The sequence below is a fragment of the Novosphingobium kunmingense genome, assembly GCF_002813245.1.
Classification (GTDB): Bacteria; Pseudomonadota; Alphaproteobacteria; order Sphingomonadales; family Sphingomonadaceae; genus Novosphingobium; species Novosphingobium kunmingense.
In genome coordinates, this window is record NZ_PHUF01000004.1 from 198,296 (window position 1) to 218,348 (window position 20,053).

Genomic DNA, 20,053 nt, shown 5'->3' on the forward strand with positions numbered 1-20,053 from the left:
TCAGTCGGTCCCCTTGCCCGCCGATGTACAGGCGCGTCCCGTATCCCGATCGGCCGCGCATTGCCAGACCCGAACCCAGTCGACCTCCATCCGCTTGGGAAAGCCGTCGGTGCTGATCCCGCGCAGCCCGCGCTGTTCGGCAAGCCGGCCGCCGATGGCGAGGTTGAGGATGAGGTGGAAGGGCCGGTCGAAGGGGGCGCCCTTTCGCGGCGAGCCCGCAGTCGACCATTCGCTGGCCAGACGGGTCGCAAAGCGCCGGCCATCGACGCGCCAGACGATCGCATCGGCGTCCCATTCGATCGAATAGGTGTGAAATCCGCCATCAAGTACCGGCGGATAAGGCACCTCTTCGCCCTTGTGGGTGTTGGCGGGCCATTTGCCGCCGAAGTGCAAGGTGCCCAGGATCGTGCTTTCGCGGCCGCCCGGACAGGACGCGCAGGGCACCCCCAGGTTCACCGCCTCGAGAATGTCGATCTCGCCCGATGCCGCCCACGGCCCGTAGGTGTCGCTTTCGGGCAGCATCCAGATCGCCGGCCACGTTCCTTGTCCCTGCGGCAAGCGGGCGCGAACCTCGATCTTGCCATAGCGCCACGCGGCCTTGCCGCGCGTGCTGAGCCTGGCCGAGGAGAATGCGCGCGTGACGGTGCGGTGCGGGTCGGACGCGACGTCGCGCATCGCCAGCGGCAACGCCGGGCCTTCGAAATGCCCGCGCTGCGCGGTGATGACAAGCTTGCCGTCGACGATCGCGGCGTTGCGCTTGCTGGGGGAATAACACTGGCGCTCGTCGTTGCCGCCGCCCCAGCAATCGTCGGCCAGCGTCCAGACCGTCCTGTCGATGCGCGGGCCCGTAAACTCGTCGGCAAAGACCAGTGTCCAGGGCGAAGCGGGCGGAGACGCCGCGAGAAGGGCCAGCGCCGCCAGGCTCAAGCTGCCGCCTCCTGCGCCGTGCCGCAATAGCGTGCGATATAGTCCTGGTGGCCGGGCAGTCCCGCCACGGTCTTGGCCACGCCGTCGCGCAGCATAGTCAGCAGTCCGTCGAGTTCCTCGGCACGCAGTTTGGTTGCGATCGGGTGGTAGGTTTGGGGGACGATGCCCTGTCCCATCATCACCTGAACCCAGCTGTTCTCCGCAAACAGTTCCTCGTTCTTGCGGAAGACCCGGCCCGTTTCGCGGAACAGCTCGATCTTCTGGTCGAGGGTGTCGGGTCGCGGCAAGGCGGCGCAGTGGCGCCAGAAGGGCGAATCGCGCCGCTCGGTCACCGTATAGTGGAGGATCAGAAAATCGCGGATCTGCTCCATGTCGGTAAACTGCTGCTCGTTGAATTCGGCCACGTCGCGCGGGCTGATCGAACCGCCGGGCAACATGCGGATAAGGCGCAGCACGGCCCGCTGGATCAGGTGGATCGAAGTCGATTCAAGCGGTTCCATGAACCCGCCCGACAGGCCGACCGCCACGCAGTTCCGATGCCATTGCCGGCGCCGCACGCCGGTGGTGTAGCGGATGCGGTTGGGCGGGGTCAGCACCTCGCCCTCGACCGAGCCGAGCAGGCGCTCCAGCGCGGCGTCCTCGGTCAGGTAACGGCTGCAATAGACGATGCCGTTGCCCTGGCGGTGCTGCAGCGGAATGCGCCACTGCCACCCGGAATCGTGCGCGATAGCCCGGGTGTAGGGGACCGGCGGGCGCACGCTGGCCGTCTGCAGCGCAATGGCGGAATCGCAGGGCAGCCAATGAGTCCAGTCATCGAACCCGGCGTGGAGAGCGCCTTCGATCAGGAGCGCGCGAAAGCCGGTGCAGTCGATGAACAGATCGCCTTCGATCCGGCGATCCCGGTCGAGCACGAGCGCGGCAATGTTGCCGCTCTCGCCGTCCAGTTCGACCGAGACGATCCGGCCTTCGACGCGCTTGGTCCCCTCGCCCTCGGCGCGGCGGCGCAGGAAGGCAGCGTAAAGTGCGCTGTCGAGCTGGTAGGCATAGTTCATCCGGTCGTTCGGCAGGTGCGCGAACTTGCCGTCGAGCGCCGCCTTCAGTTCCAGGCAGTAGTCGTCGTAGCTGTGCTTGTGCCCCTGGGTCAGCCCGTGCAGCCAGAAATGCTGGAACCCGGCGGTCCAGTGATCCTTCCCGGTCGCCCCGAAGGAGTGGAAATAGGTTGAGCCCACCTCCTTCCAGTTGTCGAACTTGATCCCCAGCTTGAAGGTCGCCTGGGTCGCGCGCATGAACTCGGCCTCGTTGATGCCGAGCAGCCGGTTGAACAGGGCGATTGGCGGGATCGTGCTTTCCCCGACGCCGATGGTGCCGATGGCATCGGATTCGACCAGGGTCAGGTCGATCGCATCGCCCAGCGCGTTGGCCAGCGCGGCAGCGGCCATCCAGCCCGCGGTTCCGCCCCCGGCGATGACGATCCGGCGCGTGCTAGCGGCGGTCATCGCGACAGGCTCCGCAGCAGGCGGGCGCGGATCTGGCCTGCGCTATCCGGGGTAAGCGGCGCAAGGATGCCGCGCGCATGGTCGGGCAGATGTCGGGTCACGTCAGCTCCATTGTCAAAGACGTAATGATCGAACAGGGCGCGCCAGCGCTCGCGATCGGCCGCCGGCAGGTCGCGGACGGCAAGGATGGCGTGCAGCAGGGCATCCTCGGGCTTGCCGAGGAAGGCGGGCGCATCGCGCCACCAGTAGTTCACGAGCACGTTGAACGGGGCGAAGGCCTCGACATGATGCCACCACAGCGACGGCACGAACAGGGCATCGCCCGGCTCGAGATCGGCGACCATCGCGCAGTCCAGCGCCGCTCGGAAGCGCGGGAACTTGGCGAAATCGGGATCGCGCAGATCGACCATGCTGATCGCGCGGCCCGCCGGCGTGTTCTCCAGCGGGCCGATGTAGAGATTGCCAAGCTGCTCGGGCGGAAACAGCGTGAAGCGGCGTCGGCCGGCGGCGCAGACCGCCAGGTTGTCGGGCACGTCGTTGTGCGCCGCGATGCGGGTGCGGTTGCCGATCCAGATGGACTCGATCGGCGTGCGGTCGCCCAGCGGCAGGGCGTTGTCCTGGCGCAGTCCCTGGAAGTACGCTTCGGTATCGATCGAGGAGAGATAGATCGCCGGCGCATCGGGCTTGTCGGCATTGGCCAGGATCCCGTCCAGGATCCCGGCCAGCGGTCCCTGCGCGCTGCGGAAGTTCATACCCGTGACCAGGTCATCGTAGAACAGCCGGTCGCCGCCGCCCGGCGTTCCGATGGTCACGGGAAAGGCCCGATCCCGCGCCCGCTCGACCAGGTAGGCACAGGCCGCGTCGGCGCCCGCCCTCGCCGCCTGGACCAGCGGCCAGTCCGCCGCCAGCCCGCGCACGATGAACGGCCTGTCGGCCGCGCGCAGCCGTGCATCGAGCGCGCCCGGCGCAAGCGCCTCTTCGCCGACGGCGGGCAAGTCGGCCGGCGCGAAGGCCGCCTCAGCCATTGATCCGCCGGTTCTTGCGCCGCACCAGCTTGCCCAGGTTGCCGAGCGAGGCGATCGCCATGTAGATCGCCTCGAGGAAGCCCGCGTCGCGCAGTTCGGCCAATAGCGCCGGTTCGAGCGCGGCAAGCCGCTCTTCGTTGATCAGGTGATAGCCGACCAAGCGATGTTCGGCGCCGTTGTCGAGCGTCACGTCCATCGAGAACGGTTCGAGCAGGTCATAGCGGTCGAGCGCGGCGAAGAACGCTCCGCTGGCGCGAAACCCTTCGTCGAGCGCGCCAAGCTGGCCAATGATGTCGTCGAGGTAGGGGGTGGGCGCGCCGTTATTGTCGAACACGCGGACGCCCTCGCCGTCGCGGGCGATGCGCGCGTGGCCCATGTCGATGTGTACCTGCGAGGCTCCGGCCGCTTCATGGGGGCGGCCGACCAGGAAGGGCCGGATCGCCATTGCCAAGGGACGGTGCGCGGCGTCCCACTTTCCGCCATCGAGGTAGAGGTTCTCGCCCGGTTCGAACCCGAGCAGGGCCAGCGCCGAGAAAGTTCCGGCCTGAGCATCGTGGCGGAACAGGATGGGGTACTCGCAGGCGAGGCGGCGGAATTCGGCCGGCACCGCGAGGGCGGCCATTTCCCCGTCGCCAAGCTCCGCCCCAGCTTCGGTGCGGATGCGCAGGTCGCGATGGTCGGCGGGGTTGAGGATCTGGTGCTGGGTCATAAGGGGATCAAGCCGTTCGTGCTGCCGGTGCGGTGGAGGCCGCCGCAGCAGCCGTGAAATACGTTCGGTTGGACGGCAGTGCCGCGGCAAGCGACCGGGCCCGCTCGCGCACCTCGGCAAGCCGGGCCTGCACCGCGGCGCTTGGCATGAGGCCGGAGCTGTCCGGCAAGGCAAAGCGCATGCCGTAGAGCACGTATTGCTGGCTGGCAGCGGGAAAGATCTCCTCGGCCTGTGAGAAATCGCGCCACGATGGCGGGCGGTTGCGCCACAGCGCGAGGTTTTCCGCAAGGCGCGCCGGAACAGTCGCCGCATCGCGGTGCGCCAGCCAGTAGGGCTCGGTCCTGTGGCTGAGCAGGTAATGCAGTTTGAGGAATTCGACGATGCGCTCCCACCGCTCGCGAAACAGGGCATCGAAGCGGCGGGCCTGGATGTCCATGACGCTGCGGCTGGCGGGAAAATCGTCGGCCAGCGCGCGCAGCGACAGTTCGATCAGCACGATCGCCGAAGCTTCGAGCGGCTCGATGAATCCGGCCGAAAGCCCGATCGCCACGCAGTTGCCCTGCCAGAACCGTTGACGATGTCCGGTCCGGAAGGACAGCCGGCGCGGATTGAGGGCGTCGAGGTCGGCACCCGGCAATTGCGCGGCGACATAGCCGCGGAGCACCGCATCGGCCTCGTCATCGGCCATGAAACGCGAAGCATAGACGCAGCCGATGCCGCGTCGGGTCGGCAGACCGATATCCCACAGCCAGCCGGCCTGGTGCGCGGTTCCCACGGTGACCGAGGCGATCGGACTGTCCGGTGCGACCGGGACCTGGACCGCAAGCGCACGATCGTTGAACGAGACGTCGGAACGATCGACCCAGGCGGAAGCGAAATGCCCTTCGATCAACCGCGCGGCCTGCCCGCTGCAATCGATAAACAAATCTGCGGCGATGCTATCCCCGTCGGCGAGGCGCAGCGCGGCGATATCGCCATTCGGCGCCGGTTCCGTTCCCATGACCTCGGCGCGGATGTGCCGCACGCCGAGGCGCTGGACGGCGTGCCGGGCGAGTAGTGCGGCGAACCGGCCCGCGTCGAGATGGTAGGCGTAGTTCATCGTCCCGGCATAGTCCGGCATCGCCCGCTGCCGCGGGGCAAGATCGGCGGCGCAGACCGCCGCCTGAGGCGTCACTGCTGCAGCAAAGCTGCCGCCCGATGGCCCAGCCTGCCAGGCGCGCAGCAGATCGGCCATGTCGCCGCCCGCCGGCAGGGTGAACGGGTGGAGGTAGCTGTCCCCCGGATCACCGGTAACCCAACCGTCGAAGCGCGACCCCTGCTTGAACGAGGCATCGCAGGTCACGAGGAACTCCGCCTCGGAGATGCCGATGGTCGCCAGCGTTTCGCGCATGGTCGGCCATGTGCCCTCGCCCACGCCGATGGTCGGGATGTTGGGCGCCTCGATGAGGGTGATGGCAAGATCGGGGCGCCGCGCCGCGAGGTAGGAGGCCGAGAGCCAGCCGGCGGTCCCGCCGCCGACGATCACCACGCGCTGGATCGATCCCTTGCTCACCCAACCATCCTTAGCCCAGTTTCACGCCTGGCAAGAGCGGTTCGTGCCGCGCCCCCGGGAAAGGGAGCGCGGCACGAACCCTGGCCGGTGCGGCCGCGCCGCCCCCGCCTTCAGAAGGTATAGCGAAGGCCGGCCGCGTAGCGGGCATAGCCCGGCGCTGCGAAGAACACCGCCTTGTCGTTGCGCCGCACGCCCTTGCGGTCGGCGTTGGTGATGTTGATCCCTTCGACGAAGGCGGTCATCCCGGGCATGAACTCGTAGCTCGCGCTGACGTCGAACTGGCCATAGGATTGCACGTAGTAGGGATCCTGGTCGTATCCGGCGAGGAAGCCTTCGCGCCAGTTGTAGGCCACGCGGGCCTGCAGGCCGTTCTTGTCATAGTACAGCACCGCGTTCGCGCTGTTGCTGGCCCCCGGCACCGCGAACTGGGTCACCGTCCAGGGCAGCGTGTTGTCGAACTTGGTATCGCTCTGGACAACCGTGTAGTTTGCGATCGCGCCGAAGCCGGTCTCCCAGAAGCTGTGCTGCACGGCGAATTCCCAGCCCCACAGATGCGCCTTCTGGTCGCTGTTGAACGGCTGGCTGAAGGTGAACACGACCTTGGGGTCGGCGCTGCGCCCGGCAATGCCGCCGCTGGTGCCGACGCCCGCGACATAGTCAGCCGGACGGTTGGTCCGCACCCAGGCGATGATCTGGTCGAAGGTCGCGCCGGAACCGAGCGCCGTGCGCGCCGCGTTGGCCGCCGCGCCCTGCGACGGGTCGGGCAGGTCGAACAGCGTGGTCTGGGTGGTGCCGCTGCCGATGAAGTTCTTGACCTTCTTGTCGAAGAACCCGACCGAAATGTAGCTGCTGCGATCGTAGTACCACTCGGCCGAGAGGTCGATGTTCTTGGACAGGAACGGCAGCAGGTTCGGGTTGCCCGCGCTGGCCTGGCTGCCGCCCGCACCGACGCGCAGCGGCGTCGCAAGCGTAATCCCGCCCTGCATCACGGCATAGTTGGGCCGCGTGATGGTGTGGCTGTAGGACGCGCGCACCTTGACGTCGTTCATCGGCGCGATGTCGAAATCGATCGCCGGCAGCCAGTTTTCGTAGCGCCCGGTCAGCGAGGTGAACTGCCCCGGGGTCTGGAGCAGGCTGATCTCGTTCTGGGCCGCCCAGACGGTGCCGGTCGGCACAGAAGCGAGCGCGCTGGAATCGATCCGAGTCTCTTCGTAGCGCAGACCCAGCCGCAGGTTGGTCTTCATGGCCCCCAGATCGAACGAATGGAACGACTGGATGTAGGGCGCCACGGTCTCTTCGCGGACACGGCGGTCAGTGGTGTACGGGGCAAGGCAGGTGTCGCCCGGCGCGGCCGAGCAGATGTTCAGCCGGCTGTCGAGCAGCGTGACCAGCTCTGCAGTGTCGATCTGGTAGTAGACCGGGATGATCGAAGTCGAACCGCCGAAGTCCATGCCGGCCAGATCATCGGGTAGATTGCGTTCGGAGAACAGGCTGTCGGGCGTGTCCGCCGCGCTCAGCGTGCCGCCCCAGCTGTCGTTCTGGATGACGCCGAAGGCGGTGCGAACCTTGTTCTCGGAGTAGGTCACCCCGAAGTCGAGGCTCTTGATGAAGTCGGCGTCGAAATCGAATCCGCCGCGCAGGGTGACCTCGTCGATGGTGTCCTTCATATAGGCGTTGCGGAATGCGTTGCCCGACGGACGGATGTTGGACGCCCTGATTTCGGCCCCCGGATACATCGCCACCGAAATGGCCGGCATGTCGGTGGTGTTGTCCAGCCTTTGCGACTGCACGCCGAAGATCGCGGTGCCGACGGCGATGCTGCTGCCATAGGGCGAGGCCGGCTTGGATTCGGCGGTCGAATGGTGACCGTCGAGTTCGAGCCGCAGGCCCCACGGCCCATCCCACTTGAGATTGCCGCCGATCGAATGGTTGACGTTGCGGTTCTTGGCAACCGCGCCGGTAATGGCGAGGTCCTTGCCTTCATTTGCGCCGAACCGCTCGGAGTAGAAATTCGCGCCGGCGGCGGGACCATCGGTCCAGCTGCTCTGCGTGTCGTTGTGATTGAACCACACGCCGATGCTGTTCTGGCGGCTGTCGAAGGTGTTCTGCGAGAAGATGTAGTCGACCGTCATCTCCAGCGTATCGGCCGGCCTGAACTGCAGGACGGCCTGGCCGTTGATGCGTTCGCGCTTGAAGTCGTAGAAATCGTAGGCCGCGTTCTGGGGGACCTGGTAAACCTCGGTCGGCCCGGGCCGGTTCTCGATATTGGCGTAGCGCGGGTCGCCCTGCTGGGCGAGCGTGCCCCAGTTGTTTTCCGCGCCGCTGTATCCCGGACGCCAGTTGCCGACGGTGAACTGCGCCTGGCCGCCGTTGCGCTTCTGGTAGGATCCCGCAAGGAGGATGCCCAGGCTGTCGTCGGCAAAGGTCTGGCTGACGATGCCCGAGACCTCGGGCGTGATGTCTGTGCCGTAAAGCTGCGAGGTGTCGTAGACCCCCTTGACGCCGATGCTGCCCTTGAAGCCGGGACGATCGAGCGGGCGCGGCAGCTTGATGTTGATGACCGAGCCGATGCCGCCGGTCGGCAGCGACGCACGGCCCGACTTGTAGACATCGACCCCGGCCACGCCTTCGGACGCCAGGTTGGCGAAATCGAAGCTGCGGGTCGACGGCGGCGAACCGCCGTCGCCCAGCGACGAGGTCGGCATCTGCCGTCCGTTGACGACGACCAGGTTGAACTCCGGCCCGAAGCCGCGCACCGTCACGGTCGAGCCTTCGCCGCTCGACCGGTCGATCGACACGCCGGTTATGCGCTGCAGCGATTCCGCCAAATTGGTGTCGGGAAACTTGCCGATGTCCTCGGCCGAAATGGCATCGACCACGCCTTGCGCGTCGCGCTTGATGCGCAGCGCCGATTCAAGGCTGGCGCGGATGCCGGTGACGATGATCTCGCTGTCGTCTGCCGCATCGACCGTTCCGGCATCCTGGGCAAGGACCGGCTGGGCAGACAGGCCCAGCGCCAGCAACGAAGCCCCACAGGCCAGGCGCCCGAAACGGAGCGTGCGCGAATCGATCATCGGAATTGTCCTCCCCGTAAACCGGCCAGTTTCAGGCCTGGTGTTCGTTTGTGAACGTTCACCTACATGATAACGTTCACTTCGTCAATCGCTCTCTAACATCCTAGCCGGCGCGGGGATCGGAAACGACCTGGGTCGTATCGGCAGCCTAACCCAGGGTGGACGCCGTCATCTCGCTCACGTGCCGCTTAAGCTCGGCTGCGGAGATCGGCTTCTGCACCTTGCGCGCGGACGGAAAGCGCGCGGCGATATGACCATGATCGATATCGGCGCTGACGAACAGCATCGGCACGCCGCGTTCGCTGAGCACCTCGGCCAGCGGCCAGACCTTGCGGTCGTGCAGGTTGATGTCGAGTACCGCCAAGGTCGGGGTGACGTCCGCAACACCCGCGAGGGCATCGTCAAGCGAATGGAACGGACCGATGACCTCGGCCCCCATGCTTTCCAGGTCCATCGCGAGGTTCCAGGCGATCAGCACTTCGTCGTCGACGACAAGGATTGCGGGCACACTCGACACGAATGCCCAAAACTGCACAGTCGCAAATGGTTCCGGGCTTTCGCAAAAGAGTTAGGAACTGTGACCGCAAAGACGCAGTGTCCGGCTATGCCAGGGCCGCGCGGCGTGCAAAGGTGACGCAAATCGCCACGGGAAGGGACGAATGACATGACGCAACCTGGCAAGCCGCCGCTTGACGGGATCAGGGTGCTCGACCTCACGACCGTGGTCTTCGGCCCCTATTGCACCCAGACCTTGGCCGACCTCGGCGCCGACGTGATCAAGGTGGAGAGCCCCGACAGCGGCGATGCCTTCCGCTGGTCCGGCGTGCCGGCGAAGACCCCGGGGATGAGCCCCGGATTCATGGCCTTCAACCGGGGCAAGCGCTCGCTCGCGCTCGACCTCAAGGCGCCGGAGGACAACGCCCGGATGCGCGCGCTGGTCGCCAAGGCGGACCTGTTCGTGGTCAACGTGCGCGGCAAGGCGCTCGAGCGGCTCGGCCTCGATTACGAAGCGGTGCGCGCGATCAATCCCGGCATCGTCTATGTCCATTGCGTCGGTTTCGGGCAGGACGGCCCCTATGCCGACCTTCAGGCCTATGACGACGTGATCCAGGCCGCGACGGGCACGGCCACGCTGCTGCCGCGCGTCGACGGCGACGCTCGCCCGCGCTATTTGCCCTCGCTGATCGCCGACAAGGTGGCGGGGCTCCACGCCGCTTATGCCGCCATGGCCGCGCTCTACCAGCGCGAGCGCACCGGCGCGGGCCAGCGGGTCGAAGTGCCGATGTTCGAGGCCTTCTCCCATTTCATGCTCGCCGAACACCTGGCCGGGCAAAGCTTCGATCCGCCGATGGGACCGGCCGGCTATGCCCGCCAGCTCGATCCCGATCGCCAGCCCTTTCCCACCAGCGACGGGCACATCAGCATCGTCGCCTATACGTCAGAGGCCTGGGACACGATCTTCGCCCTGGTCGAGACCCCGGCCTTCATGGACGATCCGCGCTTTGCCACGGCCAGGGACCGCTGGGCCCATTCGGCCCTGCTCTACCAGGAACTGGCGCGCCAGACGGTTCGCTTCACCACCGACGAGCTGCTGCGCCGCTGCGCCGCCGCGCAGATCCCGGCCCAGCCGGTGCGCGATATCGGCGCCATGATCGACGATCCGCACCTTGCCGCGACCGGCTTCTTCCGCCGCCGCGACCATCCCAGCGAAGGCACCTGGATCGACATGGCCCCGCCCGTCCGCTTCGGCGCCGCCCCCTTGCCGGACACCGCCCCGCCGCCCCTGCTCGGCGAATGCGACGGCGCGGCGTGGGCGGATTGAAGGCGCGATTGCGGCGCTCGATTCGGTTCTTCGCACCGCCGGACAAGGCGGAAACGTGCAGGAGTTAACTAAAAGTGTTTACGCGGACGCTGCCTATGTGGCTGAATCCATAAGTTAATAATTTCTGAATCCGCGTCGATTGACGGCAGGCCCCCATGCTTCCATTTTTCAATCGTCCCGTGGGGAACCAAGCGCGAAAGGGCCGGTGCGAAAGTACTGGTTCAAAATGAAAAACAGGGTCGCGCCGGTTCCGATCAAGCCCCTCACGGACTGAACGCTTCCAGCCCTCCAGCGGAAGTCTTTCGATTGATGAAGGCCACTTCCCAAACCGGAAGGGTTAAAACCAAGGGGTGAATACCATGACCAAGTTCGTTCGTGATTTCGTTCGTGATGAAACCGGCGCCGCGGCTGCCGAATACGCTCTGATCCTCGCCATCGTCGGCGCTGGCATCGCCACCGCTGCCTTCTTCCTCGGCGGCCAGGTCAGCAAGGCCATGACGGGTGCCGGAAGCCGCGTGTGCGCCGCGCCGACCAGCGGCACCTCGCTCTGCCCGTAAGAGCGACGATCTACTGATCGAAGACGCGCGGTCGACCTGGTCGGCCGCGCGTTTTCGATTCCCGTCCCGTCGCAGCCCGGCGAAGCCGGCCGGCCGACGCAGACGATCGGGGCCGGGACGCGCGGCCCCGCCTGTGGCCCTGCGGCCACAAGCATGACCCGCAAACCACTGGCCCGTCTAATAAACTGTTGCCGAAGGAAAGGCGCAGGCGCATTATGATTCGACCAGGCGGACCAAGCGGGGTGTCGCTGACCTCTGCCATCTTAACCAAGGCGGTTTACGCTTTGATGAAGTAAGTCGTTGAGGTAACAAGTTAAAAAATTACTACCTTCGTTTCGTTGACCGCAAGGGTCATACAGCGGAGGGTTCGGATGTCCCCGTGGGGAACCAAGCGCGAAAAGGACCGGTGCGAAAGTACTGGTTCAAAAATGAAAACAGGGTCGCGCCGGTTCCGATCAAGCCCCCCCCACGGGCGATTGGCCTTCGGCCCATGGGCCCCAGGTCAGGCGATCTATCGCTTACCGCCTCCACCAAGGACGCGGGAGCATATGAAGGGGTGATACCATGACCAAGTTCGTTCGTGATTTCGTTCGTGATGAAACCGGCGCCGCGGCTGCCGAATACGCGCTGATCCTCGCCATCGTCGGCGCTGGCATCGCCACCGCTGCCTTCTTCCTGGGCGGCCAGGTCAGCAAGGCCATGACCGGCGCTGGCAGCAAGGTGTGCGAAGTTCCCAGCACCAGCGGCGCGACTCTCTGCTGATCCCGAATGATGCCGTGGCGGAGAAAGACTCCGCCACGGCCAATTTCTTGAACTCGGGGGATTTATGGGGCAGCGAAATCTTATCGCCATCGGCATCGCCATCTTCCTTGGCCTGATCGCCGTCTATGCAGCGAACGTCTATTTCTCCGCGCGAGAATCGCAGCAGGAGCGCGTCGCCGAGGAAAACCGGATGGCGCGCATCGTCGTGTCGAGCCAGGACCTGGCGTTCGGCGCGCCTTTGACCGCGCAGAACGTGCGCCTGGCCAACTGGCCGGCCACTTCGGTTCCGGTCGGCGCCTTCACCTCGATCGAGGAAGTAACCCGCAACCGCGTGGCGCTGCGCCCGATCGTGCCGGGCGAACCGATCCTGGCATCGAAGGTTTCGGGCACGGACGGCCGCGCGACGCTGTCGGCCAATCTCCCGCTCGGCCAGCTCGCCTATGCGATCCCCGTCAACGACGTGGCCGGCGTCGGCGGTTTCGTCCGCCCCGGTGACGTGGTCGACGTGATCCTGACCCGCCAGATCCCCGGCGAAGGCAATACCGGCAACGACAAGATGACCGACATCCTGCTGGAAGCCGTTCCGGTCCTGGGCATCGACCAGGTCGCCGACGAAAAGAACACCCAGCCCGCCGTCGGCAAGACCGCAACCCTGCAGGTCGACACCTATGGCGCGCAGAAGCTGGCCCTGGCCCTGCAATCTGGCACGCTCAGCCTGGCGCTGCGCAACGTCGCCGACCAGGTGACCGGCGCGCGCAAGACGGTAACCCGCGCCGACCTTGGCGGACGTTACTTCTTGCCCGCCCGCGGCGGATCCCGCGCTCCGTCCTATGCCGCCGCCGTGCCCCGCGCGATTGGCGGCGCCGCCCGCCGCACGGCGCTGCCCAGCGCTCCGGCCGGAGTGGTTTCCGCCATGCCGAGGATGTCGGGTCCGACAATGACAATCGTGCGCGGCACCCGCGCCAGCGAAGAGGAATTCGTCCGTGGCTACTGATCGCATCATGTGGCGCGCGGCCCTTTCCGCGGCCGCCCTCCTTTCGGCCACCGCCCTTGCGGGCGTGACCGCCTCGCCCGCCGCGGCCCAGACCCGGCCATCGATCCACGCCGGCACGCTCGAAGTGCCGCTCAACAAGAGCCAGGTCCTCAATGCCGACCGGCCGATCGCCAAGGCGATGATCGGCAACGACAAGATCGCCGATATCCTGCCGATCTCGGACCGGTCGATCTACGTCCTGGGCAAGGCCATGGGAACGACCAGCCTGACGCTCTACGACGGTGCCGGCCGGGTCATCTCGGTGATGGACGTCGCGGTCGGGCCCGACGTCGAATCGCTGACCAAGCAGATCGGCGATCTCGTTCCCGGCGAACGGATCGAAGCCAAGATCTCCAACGAATCCGTCGTCCTGACCGGCATGGTCAACAACCCCGGCGCGATCGACAAGGCGGTGCAGCTGGCCAAGAGCTATGCCGGCGACAAGGTGATCAACCTCATCTCGCTGGGGTCGAGCCAGCAGGTCATGCTCGAGGTCAAGTTCGCCGAGGTGAACCGAACCAACGGCAAGGAAATCGGCCTGGGCGCCTTCATGGCGGACAGCGTCGGCAAGTTCGATGGCGCGGTTGGCGCAGGATCGCAGATCCTGCCGGGCGAAAATGGCGCAGGGGTGATCAGCCGCACGGCCATCACGAACCAGTTCGGCATCCTGCGCAACATCTTCAAGATCGGCGGGCTCAACATCGAAGCCGTGCTGAACGCGATGGAAAGCAAGGGATACGCCAAGACTCTGGCGCAGCCCACTCTGCTCGCCCTGTCGGGGGAAAAAGCATCGTTCCTGGCGGGCGGCGAGTTTCCCATTCCCGTTGCGCAAAGCGGCGGTGCCGGTGTCGGCTCCGGCCAGGCGATCACCGTCGAATTCAAGCAGTTCGGCGTCAGCCTGGGCTTCACGCCGACCGTGCTGGGTGACAAGACCATCAACCTGGTGGTCGAGCCCGAGGTCAGCGCGATCGATCCGGCGGCCTCCTACACCATCGGCAACATCACGATCCCCGGCCTGCGCACCCGCCGCGCCAGCACCACGCTGGAACTGCGCGATGGCGAAAGCTTTGCCATCGCCGGCCTCATTTCCAAGGATTTCCAGACCACGGTCAGCCAGGTCCCGCTGCTTGGCTCGATCCCGATCCTTGGGGCGCTGTTCCGTTCGACCAATTTCAAGAAGGGCGAAACCGAACTGCTGATCGTCGTCACCCCGCGCCTGGTTGCGCCGATCCGGCCCGACCAGGTCCGCCTGCCGACCGACCGGGTCAAGGATCCGAGCGACCTCGACACGTTCCTGCTGGGCGAATCCTATCGGCCGCAGCCGCTGCAGCCGGCCGGTCCCAGCAATCTCGACGCTGGTGGCGGCGCCGGGACCGCGCCTGCGGCGCCCGCGGCCAAGGCCGCCGAACTGCCGCCGGTTGCGGCCAGCCAATCCGGCAAGGAGAGCGACTATGCGTATTAAGACCGGCTTCATCGTGGTCGGCGCCGGGCTCATCCTGGCTGCCTGCACCCAGGACGGCGTCAACAGCGCAAGCGCCGACAACTGGGGCGAAGCAAACCGCCAGACCTTTGCCGCGCAGGTCATCGACCCCGACCCGCAGTATGATACCATCAACCCCGTCACCAGCGGCGATCACGCCGCCAAGGCGATCGACCGCTACAACAAGGGCACGGTCAAGGTGCCCGAAAAGATCCGCACGTCGAGCATGAGCGGCGGCGGCGGCAGCGGCGGCGGCGGGAACTAAGGGGACGGAGCGGAGCCGGTATCATGGCCAAGCGAACGATCAGCAGATTTGCCAGCGACAGCAGCGCCGCGGTGGCCGCTACCTACGCCCTGGCGCTGGTCGGTCTGGTCGGGGCGGCGGGGGTCGGTTTCGACTATGCCCGCCTGGCCACGATGGACAGCGAGTTGCAGAGCGCAGCCGACCAGGCGGCCCTCGCCGCGGCAACGCAGCTCAACGGCGCGTCGGATTCGATGACCCGGGCCGTTGCCCAGGCCAGCAACCTGGTCAGCAACGAGACCTTGCAGGCGAACGATACCCTTGGCCGCCCGGTGCTGGTCAACACGGTCAGGTTCTATGACAGCAAGGCAGACGCCGAGGCCGATACCGACAGCTTCACCGTGGCCGACACCGCTCGTGCCTCGTCCGCGCGGTTCGTCCGCGTCGACATGGTTGCGCGCAAGGTCTTCTACGCCATGACGCCGGTCGTCCGGGCGTTCAATTCAGGCAACATCGTCGCGGCCGCAACCGCCGGCCTCGGATCGTCGATGTGCAAGGTGCCGCCGGTGATGTTCTGCAATCCGAACGTCAATCCTGCCGAATTCGACGTCGACGACTATGTCGGCAAGGGCCTGCTGCTCAAGACGGGCGATGCCTGGGCGGCTGGCAATTTCGGCTTCCTCGACGTCGGTGCCGGCGCCAACGACCTCGGCAAGCTGCTGGCCTACGGTTCGCCTCCGGGCGACTGCGTCGCAGTTGAAAACCCGACGACGCAGCCCGGCTCGATCGCGTCGGTCATCAACGATTACAACACGCGGTTCGATATCTACGAAAGCGGTGACAACATCAACTGCTACGCCAACGGGCTGTGCCCGCCGTCGGACAACAGCCGCAAGGACATCATCCGGCCAACCGCGGCCGGAACGGCGCTCAAGGACTGCGGGTTCGTCGACGACCTCAGCAAGGATAGCTGGAGCCTTTCGGCCAATCCGTACCGCCCCAATGACGCGCGCACCTATGACGATCTCATCACCGCAGGCCTGAAGACGGGCTATCCCGACGTGATGGGCTATCCGCGCGATATCTGCCACGCGTTCAGCGAGACCGGAAATTGTGCTGGCGGCCGCTTCGGCTCGGGCACCTGGGACATCAATGCCTATTGGCACGCGAACTATGGCGCCGCCTACGCCTCCCAGGTCAACGGCAAGGCCGCGCCAACCCGTTACGAGGTCTATGAATGGGAGCGCACGAACGCGCCCGCCAGCACGACCCTCGACCAGACCTACAAGCAGGGCAGCGCCGACAAGACCGTCAATTTCACGAACTGGCGCGCACCGCGCTGCCGCGCCGGCACCGCCCCGTCGTCATCGCTGGTCGATCGCCGGGTCCTGCCAGTCGCGGTGGTGAACTGCACCGGTCTCAACGGCGCTGCAACGGTGCAGCCGATCGACTGGGTCGAAGTGTTCCTCGTCGAACCCTCGATCGATCGCAAGGTCGGTTCCAACACCTGGTACACCCGCAAGGGCGATATCTACGTCGAAGTCATCCGTCAGGCGAACCAGGGCGTGGGCGGCACCGCCCCGCAGGTCGTTCGCCGCGACAAGCCGTATCTGGTGAACTAGGGTGCGGCGGCTCGCCTCTTTCCTGCGTGACAGCCGCGGATCGGCGGCGGCGGAAATGGCCATGGTCATTCCGTTGCTGCTGGCGCTGACCTTCACCACGCTCGAGGGCGCGCACTATCTCTACGTCGAACACCAGATCGTCAAAGGCGTGCGCGACGGGGCTCGCTTCGGAGCTCGCAAGTCCTTTGCCTCCTTCACCTGTTCGACCGTCGATGCGACGACCGAAACGCTGATCAAGGAAGTGACGCGCACTGGCACCATCAGCGGCGGGACGTCGCGCGTCAGTGGCTGGACCAACAACGAGATCACGGTAACTCCGTCGTGCCCGGCGACCGCAGTTACGACAGGGATCTACTCGACACTCAGCAATGCTCCGCGAATTACCGTCAAAGCCGTCGTACCCTACCCGTCGCTGTTCGGGGCGCTGACGGGCATGAACGTCAACGTCAAGGTCGCTGCCCAGGATCAGGCAGCGGTGATGGGTGTGTGATGGGGATCGCCGCACTTCTCGACGATTTTCGCACAGACCGGACTGCCGGTTCCGCCGCGGAATTCTCGCTTGTGCTTCCGCTGCTGTTGATCTTCCTTTTTGGCATCATCGATGTCGGCGGATACGCCTGGGCCATCAACAAGGCCGAAAAGGCTACGCAGATGGGCACCCGCATGGCCGTGGTCACCGATCCGGCGGCCACGGGGCTCGCGAGCTACAGCTACGTCGGCAAGACCATCGGCGGCGTCACCCTGACCCAGGGCGACGTCATTCCGGCCGACAGCATGGTCATTACCTGCACGAGCGCTTCGTGTACCTGCACCGGATGTCCGACCGGGATGTCGATTTCGAAAAACAACGCGAACTTCACCAGCATCGTGACCAGGATGCAGGCATTCGATCCGGGCATCGTCGCTGCAAACGTCGAGATCCTGTACCGGTCGGCGGGGCTCGGATACGCCGGTGACCCATCCGGGATGGAAATCGCGCCACTGGTGACGGTCCGCCTCACCGGCCGCACATACGCGCCATTTACCCTGTATTTAATCAAGGCCGCAGTTCCTCTTCCGTCATTTTCCTATTCGCTGCCGATGGAGGACGGCAGCGGGTCGGTTTCCAATTAGGATCAGTCATGGGCACCCAGGATTATATGCAGTTCAGTCGAAAGGAATCAGGCGTTTTGATCTGCGCTAACGTGCTGATCGTGGCATCGCCTGCGCACGCGGATGCGATCGACTGGAGCGAAGGCGGCGATGCCCTGCCGGGGCTGGTCGTGCACCCTTGCGAGAACACCGAAGCGGTGCCCGTCGACGCGGCCCGCGCGGCCTCCCTGATCGTGCTCGAAATCGATCCGCACAACCGCAAGTCGATGGAGCGGCTGGGTGACCTCAAGCGCCGCCTGCCCGATCTGCCTGTCGTTGCCGCCCTTCCCGATGCCTCTGTTGCCCTGGTCCGCATGCTCGTACGCGAAGGCGTCGACGATGTCGTCTCGCTCCCGTTCAAGTTCGAGGAACTGCTCGAAACCGCGGCAGATGTTCTCGCCCAACACAAACACCGCCGCCAGGGCGACCAGCGCCTTGCGCCCCTGTTCGCGGTGGTCCGTTCGATCGGTGGCTGCGGCGCAACCTCGATCGCGACCCATCTTGCAGCCGCGCTGGGCGAACGCGACACCAGCGGACGGGGCGTGGCGATCATCGATCTCGATCTCCAATTCGGCGCAGTGGCGGACTACATGGCTGCACAGGGCCGCGGCTCCGTTGCGGACCTGCTCAATGCGGACGAGCGGCTGGATGGCGACCTCGTTCGCTCGGTCGCCCGGTCGAGCGTCGACAACGTCCACGTCTTTGCCGCGCCTGACGCAATCATGCCGCTGGAATCGGTCGACACGGACCGGATGCTGCGGCTGATCGACAGCATCCGGCGCGAATACAGCTACGTGGTGCTCGAACTGCCCGGAGCCTGGACAAACTGGTCGCTGTCCGCGCTGACTGCGGCGAGTTCGGTGCTGATGGTCGTCGAACTGTCGGTCTCCAGTCTGCGGCAGGCCCGCCGCCGGCTAGATCTGTTCTCGTCCGTCGGGATCGAGGGCGATCAGGTTCAGCTTGTCGTCAACCGGACCGAACGCCGTTTGTTCAAGACCATCGATATCGGCGATGCGACCGCAACGCTGGGCCGTCCGGTGCTGGGCAGCGTCAGCCTCGAGGATCCGCTGGTCCACACGGCGCAGGACCAGGGCCTGATGGTGCACCACATCAATCGCAAGTCGCGCTTTCAGCATGACATCCGGGTACTCGCCGAAACGCTGGCGGACCGGTTTGCCGCGGGAGAAACCGCATGAGCGTCTGGCAAATCAAGCGCAGCCCCACCAAGGAGGCCGAGATCGAACCGACCGTCGCCGCCGAAGCCGTCACGGCGCAGACGCTCCCCGAGGTCACGTCCCCTCGGCGGATCGGTGAGGAACCGCGCCTGCTCGACCTCAAGGTGCGGGTCCACCGGCAATTGCTCGAAAAGATCAACCTGTCCGCGCTCGACAAGATGCCGCGCGACCGGATCGAGAGCGAGATCGGCCAGATCGTCGCCGACCTGCTCGACGCCGATGGCGAAGCGTTGAACAAGGCCGAGCGTTCGCGCCTGGTCGAAAACGTCCTTGACGAGCTGCTTGGCCTGGGGCCGCTCGAGCCGCTGCTTCAGGACGAAACGATCAACGACATCCTGGTCAACGGCCACGACACCGTGTTCGTCGAGCGCTTCGGCGTGCTTGAGCGCGTGGCAACGCGGTTCCAGGACGAAAAGCACCTGCTGCGCATCATCCAGAAGATCGTCAGCGCGGTTGGCCGGCGGGTCGATGAAAGCTCGCCCTTTGTCGACGCGCGCCTGGCCGACGGCAGCCGTGTCAACGCCATCGTCGCTCCCTTGGCGATCGACGGATCGCTGCTGTCGATCCGCAAGTTTTCCAAGAAGCCGATCTCGATGGACAAGATGATCGAGTTCGGCTCGATGCCCGCGCAAGTCGCGCCGATCCTGCAGGCGATCGTCAAATCTCGGCTGAACGTGATCATCTCGGGCGGAACCGGTTCGGGCAAGACCACCCTGCTCAACGCGCTGTCGAGCTACATCGACGAACGCGAACGCATCGTCACCATCGAGGATTCGGCCGAACTCCAGCTGCAGCAGGAGCATGTCGCCCGGCTCGAAACGCGTCCGGCCAACATCGAAGGCCGTGGTGAGGTGAACCAGCGCGACCTCGTCAAGAACGCGCTGCGCATGCGCCCGGACCGCATCATCCTCGGCGAATGCCGTGGCGGCGAGGCCTTTGACATGCTCCAGGCGATGAACACCGGCCACGACGGTTCGATGACCACCATCCACGCCAACACGCCGCGCGACGCGATGAGCCGCGTCGAGCAGATGATCGGCATGTCGGGGATTGACGTGTCGCCTCGCTCGGCCCGCGCGCAGATCGCCTCGGCGATCAACGTGGTGATCCAGATCGGCCGCCTCAGCGACGGCAAGCGCAAGATGCTGAGCCTGTCGGAACTGACCGGCATGGAAGGCGAGACCATCACCATGCAGGAAATCTGGCGCTTCAAGATGACCGGCCGCGACGCCGAAGGAAACGTGCTGGGTCATCATGAGGCGACCGGCATCCGGCCCAAGTTCATGGCCCACCTGGAAGCGCATGGCATCAATCTCGATCCCGCGCTGTTCCGGCCCGGCGCGAAGCTCGGCGCATGACCGGCCTGCTGCTCCGCCTGTTCGTACTC

Annotated in this window: 18 protein-coding genes; 11 read left to right on the forward strand and 7 right to left on the reverse strand. The window is 65.7% G+C overall.

All coding sequences use genetic code 11. The features are described 5' to 3' along the window. The 7 genes from B0I00_RS10385 to B0I00_RS10415 form a co-directional block, all read right to left on the reverse strand. The gene (locus tag B0I00_RS10385; RefSeq protein ID WP_100867337.1) at positions 1-927 is read right to left on the reverse strand and encodes a glycoside hydrolase family 16 protein; all 927 of its coding nucleotides are present in this window, start codon (positions 925-927) and stop codon (positions 1-3) included. Further along, the gene (locus B0I00_RS10390; RefSeq protein WP_100867338.1) at positions 924-2,423 is read right to left on the reverse strand and encodes a tryptophan halogenase family protein; all 1,500 of its coding nucleotides are present in this window, start codon (positions 2,421-2,423) and stop codon (positions 924-926) included. The genes B0I00_RS10385 and B0I00_RS10390 overlap by 4 nt, the downstream gene beginning before the upstream one ends. Continuing rightward, positions 2,420-3,448, reverse strand: coding sequence for a cupin-like domain-containing protein (locus B0I00_RS10395; protein ID WP_100867339.1), 1,029 nt, complete (start codon positions 3,446-3,448; stop codon positions 2,420-2,422). The genes B0I00_RS10390 and B0I00_RS10395 overlap by 4 nt, the downstream gene beginning before the upstream one ends. Continuing rightward, on the reverse strand, positions 3,441-4,157 hold the full coding sequence (locus B0I00_RS10400) for a SapC family protein (RefSeq protein ID WP_100867340.1): 717 nt from the start codon (positions 4,155-4,157) through the stop codon (positions 3,441-3,443). Before B0I00_RS10400 ends, B0I00_RS10395 begins: the two co-directional genes overlap by 8 nt. 7 nt (positions 4,158-4,164) lie before the next feature. Next, a complete protein-coding gene (locus B0I00_RS10405; RefSeq protein WP_232730194.1) occupies positions 4,165-5,709 on the reverse strand; it encodes a tryptophan halogenase family protein in 1,545 nt (514 codons plus the stop codon). 110 nt (positions 5,710-5,819) lie between these two features. After that, positions 5,820-8,783, reverse strand: a complete 2,964-nt coding sequence (locus tag B0I00_RS10410) for a TonB-dependent receptor (protein ID WP_100867341.1) — start codon at positions 8,781-8,783, stop codon at positions 5,820-5,822. Between the two features lie 148 nt (positions 8,784-8,931). Further along, on the reverse strand, positions 8,932-9,291 hold the full coding sequence (locus B0I00_RS10415) for a response regulator (protein WP_100867342.1): 360 nt from the start codon (positions 9,289-9,291) through the stop codon (positions 8,932-8,934). A 156-nt stretch (positions 9,292-9,447) separates the two neighbouring features. Here B0I00_RS10415 and B0I00_RS10420 point away from each other — a divergent pair, with 156 nt between their 5' ends. From B0I00_RS10420 to B0I00_RS10470, 11 genes are all read left to right on the forward strand, one after another. Continuing rightward, positions 9,448-10,605, forward strand: coding sequence for a CaiB/BaiF CoA transferase family protein (locus B0I00_RS10420; RefSeq protein WP_100867343.1), 1,158 nt, complete (start codon positions 9,448-9,450; stop codon positions 10,603-10,605). A 359-nt stretch (positions 10,606-10,964) separates the two neighbouring features. Beyond that, entirely contained in the window at positions 10,965-11,162 is a 198-nt protein-coding gene (locus B0I00_RS10425) for a Flp family type IVb pilin (RefSeq protein ID WP_100867344.1), read from the forward strand. 564 nt (positions 11,163-11,726) lie between these two features. Then, positions 11,727-11,924, forward strand: coding sequence for a Flp family type IVb pilin (locus tag B0I00_RS10430; RefSeq protein ID WP_100867345.1), 198 nt, complete (start codon positions 11,727-11,729; stop codon positions 11,922-11,924). Positions 11,925-11,988: 64 nt separating this feature from the next. Continuing rightward, on the forward strand, positions 11,989-12,918 hold the full coding sequence (gene cpaB, locus B0I00_RS10435) for a Flp pilus assembly protein CpaB (RefSeq protein ID WP_100867346.1): 930 nt from the start codon (positions 11,989-11,991) through the stop codon (positions 12,916-12,918). After that, on the forward strand, positions 12,908-14,419 hold the full coding sequence (locus tag B0I00_RS10440) for a type II and III secretion system protein family protein (protein WP_332870771.1): 1,512 nt from the start codon (positions 12,908-12,910) through the stop codon (positions 14,417-14,419). Before cpaB ends, B0I00_RS10440 begins: the two co-directional genes overlap by 11 nt. Then, on the forward strand, positions 14,409-14,702 hold the full coding sequence (locus tag B0I00_RS10445) for a hypothetical protein (protein ID WP_100867348.1): 294 nt from the start codon (positions 14,409-14,411) through the stop codon (positions 14,700-14,702). Before B0I00_RS10440 ends, B0I00_RS10445 begins: the two co-directional genes overlap by 11 nt. 23 nt (positions 14,703-14,725) lie before the next feature. Beyond that, entirely contained in the window at positions 14,726-16,300 is a 1,575-nt protein-coding gene (locus B0I00_RS10450; protein ID WP_100867349.1) for a pilus assembly protein TadG-related protein, read from the forward strand. Between the two features lies 1 nt (position 16,301). After that, on the forward strand, positions 16,302-16,790 hold the full coding sequence (locus B0I00_RS10455; protein ID WP_157812532.1) for a TadE/TadG family type IV pilus assembly protein: 489 nt from the start codon (positions 16,302-16,304) through the stop codon (positions 16,788-16,790). After that, the gene (locus B0I00_RS10460; protein ID WP_100867351.1) at positions 16,790-17,413 is read left to right on the forward strand and encodes a TadE/TadG family type IV pilus assembly protein; all 624 of its coding nucleotides are present in this window, start codon (positions 16,790-16,792) and stop codon (positions 17,411-17,413) included. The genes B0I00_RS10455 and B0I00_RS10460 overlap by 1 nt, the downstream gene beginning before the upstream one ends. Before the next feature lie 80 nt (positions 17,414-17,493). After that, positions 17,494-18,627 (forward strand): AAA family ATPase, encoded by a 1,134-nt coding sequence (locus B0I00_RS10465; protein WP_157812533.1) that lies wholly within the window; start codon positions 17,494-17,496, stop codon positions 18,625-18,627. Then, positions 18,624-20,024, forward strand: coding sequence for a CpaF family protein (locus tag B0I00_RS10470; RefSeq protein ID WP_100867353.1), 1,401 nt, complete (start codon positions 18,624-18,626; stop codon positions 20,022-20,024). Before B0I00_RS10465 ends, B0I00_RS10470 begins: the two co-directional genes overlap by 4 nt. The last annotated feature ends 29 nt before the right edge of the window (positions 20,025-20,053 follow it).